Below are 3,766 nucleotides of genomic sequence, written 5' to 3' on the forward strand. Positions count from 1 at the left end.
GGGCGTACGTCGACCAGCACCTCAGCGTGGTCGAGCAGGTCGTCGAGCGCATCCACCAGGAGACCGGACGGCGCCACAAGCAAGAGCTGGTGTTCTGCTCGCGCTCGGGCGCCCCGCACATCCCGTGGCTCGAGCCGGACGTCAACGACCACCTGCGCCAGCTGCACGCCGACGGTGCGTCCGGCGTGGTGCTGGTACCGATCGGCTTCGTCTCCGACCACATGGAGGTCGTCTACGACCTCGACACCGAGGCGCTGGCGACCGCCGCCGAGCTGGGGCTGCCCGCCATGCGGGCCGCGACCGCCGGGGTGGACCCGCGGTTCGTCGCCACCGTGCGCGACCTGCTGCTCGAGCGGGCCGCGGTCGAGCGTGGCGAGGACGTGGTGCGAGCCTCGGTGGGTCGGTGGCCGGCGTGCTGGGACCGCTGCCCGGCCGGCTGCTGCCCCAACCCGCGCGCCGAGCGACCGGCGCTCGCGGGTGCCGACTCGTGACGGCGGGGCAGACGCCCTCCAACGCCGCGCTGGCCGAGCTGGCGCTCGAGGTCGCCCGTGAGGCGGCCGAGCTGGTCCGGGGCCGCCGCGCGGCCGGCGTCACGGTCGCGGCGACCAAGTCCAGCGAGGTCGACATCGTCACCGAGGCCGACCGTGCCAGCGAGCAGCTGATCCGCCGGCTGGTCGCCGCCCGCCGCCCCGACGACGGATTCCTGGGCGAGGAGGGCGACGACGTCGCCAGCCGCAGCGGCATCCGCTGGATCGTCGACCCGATCGACGGCACGGTGAACTTCCTCTACGACCTGCCGCAGTACGCGATCTCGATCGCCGCCGAGCGCGACGGCGAGGTCGTGGCCGGCGTGGTCGTCAACGTCGCCAGCCGCGTCGAGTACGTCGGGCACCGCGCCGACCGCCCGGACCACGGGGGAGCGCCGGCACGGGCCACCCGCGACGACGTACCGCTCGCGGTGCGCGGGCCGGCGCCGCTGCACCTGCGACTGATCGGCACCGGCTTCAACTACGACGCCCGCATCCGCGGTCTGCAGGCCGCGGCGCTCGTGCGGTTGATCACGCGCGTCCGCGACGTCCGCCGGCTCGGGTCGTGCGCGCTCGACCTGTGCCACGTCGCCGAAGGCGCGTTGGACGGCTACGTCGAGGAGGGCGTGAACCTGTGGGACCACGCCGCCGGTGGGCTGATCGCCGAGCTCGCGGGCGCCCGCCTCGAGCACCTGCCCGGGGTCGGCGGGACCGACCTCGTGGTGTGCGCTCCGACACACGGCTTCGACGAGCTCGTCGCCGTCGTTCAGGAATCGGGATTCACCGCCGATTGAGGCGTGCGACACGGATCGGAGCAGGGAATAGGTGCCTGTCACCTGATGTTCATGCCCCGCGACGTGGAGGCGGTGTGCGTCATCCGGCCCTGATGGTGCACAATCTGCCGCGCCGACGGTGCCGCGATGGCACGTGAGGTACGAGACGTGGGGCAGCAGGTTCCAGGGGAGTGAGTGACGGATGGCGACTGACTACGACGCACCGCGCAAGAACGAGGACGAGCAGTCCGAGGAGGTCGAGGTGAAGCCCAAGCAGGACGACGAGTTCACCTGCATGAGCTGCTTCCTCGTGCACCACCGCAGCCAGCTGGCGGACGCCAAGAAGATGATCTGCCGCGACTGCATCTGAGCCCAGCAGCACCGCTGAAGGCCGCGACCCCCGAGGGGGCCGCGGCCTTCGCCGTGTCCGGGGCCGGTCTCAGGCCTCCTGGTCGTCCTTGCGCAGGTCGGGAGGCAGGTGGCCGGTCGACCGCGTGTAGTAGGAGGCCGCGCGGCGCTGGGCGATCATCCGGGCGAGTCCCACGGCCGTGCCGCTCGCGACCGCCCAGGCGACGGCCTCCCAGATGTCGACGTCGGGGTCGGCGGGGTTCTCCGGGGGCTTCTTGCCCGTCGCGATCGTCCACGACTTGTCGATCGCCTTCTTGGCGACGGCGGCGGCGCCGAGCGCCGACACGAGCGAGAAGACGGTCCAGACCTTGGATCCTCCAGATGCCATGGCCGAACAGTACCCACCGGCACCGGTGCTCAATGCGCGTGCGTCAGAGCTGTCAGCGCCCGGGCGAGGTCCTCGGGGTGGCGCGTGCCGACCAGCCAGTACGGCGCCGGGTCGGCCGGGTCGGTGATCTCGACCTTGACCGCGCGCTTGAGGTAGGGCCGCAGCACCAGGTAGGCGCGCGCGTCCGCGTCGACGCCTGCGGCGCGCCGGGTCTGCTCGGGGTCGAGCGCCGCCGCCGCGCCGAGGAACCGGGCGTCGATGTGGGCCCGCCCGGCCCGGAACGTGCCGTCGGAGACGACCAGCTGCGGGGAGCCGTAGGACCACAGCGCGAAGACCAGCAGCGCGACCATCGCCGCCGTGACCAGCCAGGCGGCCAGCGCGGGCATGGCGACGACGACGGCCAGCCAGAACGTCGCGACCAGCATCGTGCCCTGCACCCACCAGCGCAGCGGCACGCCGAGGCGCTCGCGGTAGGCGGGGGTGAGGGTCACGGGCGGAATCCTTCCATCCCGCGCTCGGGACCGGCCGGTAGGGTCCGGCAACGTGACCACCCACCCGGAGAGCACGTTGGAGATCCTGGTGCAGCGCCTCGACCCCGAGCTCCCGCTGCCGGCGTACGCCCACCCCGGCGACGCGGGCGCCGACCTGCTGACCACCGTCGACGTCACGCTCGCTCCCGGGGAGCGAGCGCTCGTCCCGACCGGCATCGCGATCGCCATGCCCCAGGGCTATGCGGCCTTCGTCCACCCGCGCTCGGGCCTGGCCGCACGCCACGGCCTGTCGATCGTCAACACGCCGGGCACCATCGACGCCGGCTATCGCGGCGAGATCAAGGTGATGCTGGTCAACCACGACCCCCGTGAGCCGATCGAGCTGCGCCGTGGCGACCGGATCGCGCAGCTGGTCGTGCAGCGGGTCGAGGTGGCCGGCTTCCGCGAGGTGGAGGAACTCCCCGACTCGGTGCGTGGGGCCGGGGGCTACGGTTCTACCGGAGGATTCGGCCGACCCTGACCGCCGCCTCCCGTCCGTCCACCAGCTCGACCCACAGATCCACCGAGGAGTGTTCGTGAAGTTCCGTCGCAAGTCCGACGATGCCCCGACGGAGGCGCAGGTCGAGGCCGACGCCGCGGAGGCAGCGGCCGCGCTGTCGTCCGGACCGTTCGACATCGACGACCTCCCCGACCACGACGAGGTCCAGCGCGTCGACCTGGGCTCGATGCTCGTCGCGCCCGCGGACGGCCTCGAGCTCCGGCTCCAGGTCGACGAGGACGAGGAGGCCGTCCAGGCGGTCGTGCTCGCCGGACCCGACGGTGCCCTCGAGCTGCGGGCGTTCGCCGCGCCGCGCAACGGCGACCTGTGGAGCGAGATCCGGCCGCGGCTGGCCGCCGACTACGCCCAGCGCGGCGGCACCGCCACCGAGCGCGAGGGCCGCTTCGGCACCGAGCTGCTCTGCGAGCTGACCGTCCGCACCCAGGACGGTCGCACCGGCACCCAGGCCTCGCGGGTGATCGGCGTCAACGGGTCGCGGTGGATGCTGCGGGCCACGCTCCTCGGCAGGCCCGCGCAGGACCCGGCGTCCGCTGGCACCTGGGAGGACGCGATCGAGAAGATCGTGGTGCGCCGGGGTGCGCAGGCGATGCCGGTGGGTGCGGCGCTCCCGCTGACCATGCCGCCCCGCGAGCAGCTCGTCGAGCGCCCGAACCCCTAGGCTTTCGCGGCATGGGAGAGCG

At 73.1% G+C, this 3,766-nt stretch carries 7 protein-coding genes; 5 read left to right on the forward strand and 2 right to left on the reverse strand.

All coding sequences use genetic code 11. The annotated features are described in order from the left end of the window. The 3 genes from Q0L15_RS15085 to Q0L15_RS15095 form a co-directional block, all read left to right on the forward strand. A partial coding sequence (locus Q0L15_RS15085) for a ferrochelatase (RefSeq protein WP_296605275.1) occupies positions 1-491 on the forward strand: 491 nt, incomplete at its 5' end. Further along, positions 488-1,321, forward strand: a complete 834-nt coding sequence (locus Q0L15_RS15090) for an inositol monophosphatase family protein (protein ID WP_296605276.1) — start codon at positions 488-490, stop codon at positions 1,319-1,321. The genes Q0L15_RS15085 and Q0L15_RS15090, both read left to right, overlap by 4 nt. Positions 1,322-1,502: 181 nt before the next feature. Continuing rightward, a complete protein-coding gene (locus Q0L15_RS15095) occupies positions 1,503-1,670 on the forward strand; it encodes a DUF4193 family protein (protein ID WP_296605277.1) in 168 nt (55 codons plus the stop codon). Positions 1,671-1,739: 69 nt separating this feature from the next. Here Q0L15_RS15095 and Q0L15_RS15100 read toward each other — a convergent pair whose 3' ends face one another. Continuing rightward, complete coding sequence (locus Q0L15_RS15100; RefSeq protein ID WP_296605278.1) at positions 1,740-2,036, reverse strand: DUF4235 domain-containing protein; 297 nt, start codon at positions 2,034-2,036, stop codon at positions 1,740-1,742. A gap of 29 nt (positions 2,037-2,065) precedes the next feature. After that, on the reverse strand, positions 2,066-2,527 hold the full coding sequence (locus tag Q0L15_RS15105) for a DUF3093 domain-containing protein (protein WP_296605279.1): 462 nt from the start codon (positions 2,525-2,527) through the stop codon (positions 2,066-2,068). 52 nt (positions 2,528-2,579) lie between these two features. Here Q0L15_RS15105 and dut point away from each other — a divergent pair, with 52 nt between their 5' ends. Together dut and Q0L15_RS15115 are read left to right on the forward strand one after the other, a co-directional pair. Next, positions 2,580-3,047 carry a dUTP diphosphatase gene (dut, locus tag Q0L15_RS15110; RefSeq protein ID WP_296605280.1) on the forward strand — a complete coding sequence of 156 codons (468 nt, stop codon included), beginning with the start codon at positions 2,580-2,582 and terminating at the stop codon, positions 3,045-3,047. A gap of 55 nt (positions 3,048-3,102) precedes the next feature. Further along, the gene (locus Q0L15_RS15115; protein WP_296605281.1) at positions 3,103-3,744 is read left to right on the forward strand and encodes a DUF3710 domain-containing protein; all 642 of its coding nucleotides are present in this window, start codon (positions 3,103-3,105) and stop codon (positions 3,742-3,744) included. Positions 3,745-3,766 lie beyond the last annotated feature (22 nt).

Origin of the sequence: Nocardioides sp. (genome assembly GCF_024509035.1) — a bacterium.
Taxonomy (GTDB): domain Bacteria; phylum Actinomycetota; class Actinomycetes; order Propionibacteriales; family Nocardioidaceae; genus Nocardioides.